Source organism: Streptococcus oralis, from assembly GCF_001578945.1.
Taxonomy (GTDB): Bacteria; Bacillota; Bacilli; order Lactobacillales; family Streptococcaceae; genus Streptococcus; species Streptococcus oralis_Q.
This window is the reverse complement of the sequence record NZ_KQ969551.1, coordinates 408,873-410,455: the sequence shown is the minus strand read 5'-3', so window position 1 is coordinate 410,455 and position 1,583 is coordinate 408,873. Positions and strand designations below refer to the sequence as shown.

1 protein-coding gene and 1 pseudogene are annotated in these 1,583 nt (G+C 39.9%); both read left to right on the top strand.

Going from position 1 to position 1,583, the window contains the following annotated elements:
• Positions 1–695 (top strand): annotated as a pseudogene (eno, locus tag SORDD16_RS11740) (surface-displayed alpha-enolase); the annotation flags it as partial.
• A gap of 175 nt (positions 696–870) precedes the next feature.
• Positions 871–1,365 (top strand): YkgJ family cysteine cluster protein, encoded by a 495-nt coding sequence (locus SORDD16_RS04675; RefSeq protein ID WP_061452551.1) that lies wholly within the window; start codon positions 871–873, stop codon positions 1,363–1,365.
• The last annotated feature ends 218 nt before the right edge of the window (positions 1,366–1,583 follow it).

Below are 1,583 nucleotides of genomic sequence, written 5' to 3'. Positions count from 1 at the left end.
ACGAAGGTGGATTCGCTCCTCGTTTCGAAGGAACTGAAGACGGTGTTGAAACTATCCTTGCTGCGATCGAAGCTGCTGGATATGTTCCTGGTAAAGACGTATTTATCGGATTTGACTGTGCTTCATCAGAATTCTACGATAAAGAACGTAAAGTTTACGACTATACTAAATTCGAAGGTGAAGGAGCTGCTGTACGTACTGCTGCAGAACAAATCGACTACCTTGAAGAATTGGTAAACAAATACCCAATCATCACTATCGAAGATGGTATGGACGAAAACGACTGGGACGGTTGGAAAGCTCTTACTGAACGTCTTGGTGGTAAAGTTCAATTGGTTGGTGACGACTTCTTCGTAACAAACACTTCTTACCTTGAAAAAGGTATTGCAGAAGGTGCTGCTAACTCAATCCTTATCAAAGTTAACCAAATCGGTACTCTTACTGAAACATTCGATGCTATCGAAATGGCGAAAGAAGCTGGTTACACTGCCGTTGTATCACACCGTTCAGGTGAAACTGAAGATTCAACAATCGCTGACATCGCAGTTGCAACTAACGCAGGACAAATCAAGACTGGTTCACTTTCACGTACAGACCGTATCGCTAAATACAACCAATTGCTTCGCATCGAAGACCAACTTGGTGAAGTAGCAGAATACCGTGGATTGAAATCATTCTACAACTTGAAAAAATAAAATAGTTCAGTAAACTATTTTATCCCGAACCTTAAAATTTAAAAGTTCGGCCGTTGATCTAACAACGTTTTTAGCCCCTCGGATTTTTTCCGAAGGGCTTTTTTGTATGCAAAGGCGAAAAATAAAAAATAGTTTATGGTATAATAGACAAAAACACTTGTATTAGAAAGCAATTATGTCCAAAGAAATTGATATTGAGTATTACCACCAGCTAGCTTTGCAAAAGCAGAAGGAGCACCGCAAAGTGTTAGCTAATCTAAAGAAAAAACCTCCTAAAAACTTAGATAAGATTGCGCAGCAGATTCACCAAGAAGTCTTTTCTGAGATTGATTGTACTGCCTGTGCTAACTGTTGCAAAACTTTGGGACCAGACTTTAAAGAGGCAGACATCGCCCGTATTGCTAAGTACTTTAAGATGAAATTACCGGCTTTTGAAGCGGAATTTCTGCAGGTGGATGAAGATGGAGATAAGGTTTTCAAATCCATGCCCTGCCCCTTTCTAGGAGGAGACAATCTCTGCTCAATCTACGACGTTCGACCAAAGGCCTGTCGTGAATTTCCCCATACAGATCGGAAAAAGATCCATCAAATCAACCATTTGACGATTAAGAATACCTTGACCTGCCCTGCAGCCTATCTCTTTGTCGAGAAATTAAAGGATAAGTTATAGAGGATCTAGCCTCTAAAAATGGTATCCCGCTAGTCAAGAATATCATTCCAGCTAATACTCACCATGCATGAAACTATGTTTAAAGACTTTTTCCAGAAATATGTTAAGTGTCTCAGACTCTCTGATCTATTTCGAAGATGATAAGGTCGTCCCCGAACTATCGAATGAAACTTTGAATTCCAGTGAGTAGGACTGGACAAGTGATGATTGATTTTTAT

Bases quoted from the DNA above. Each gene is read 5' to 3' on its own strand.
- SORDD16_RS04675 (WP_061452551.1), top strand. From the start codon at position 871: ATGTCCAAAGAAATTGATATTGAGTATTACCACCAGCTAGCTTTGCAA.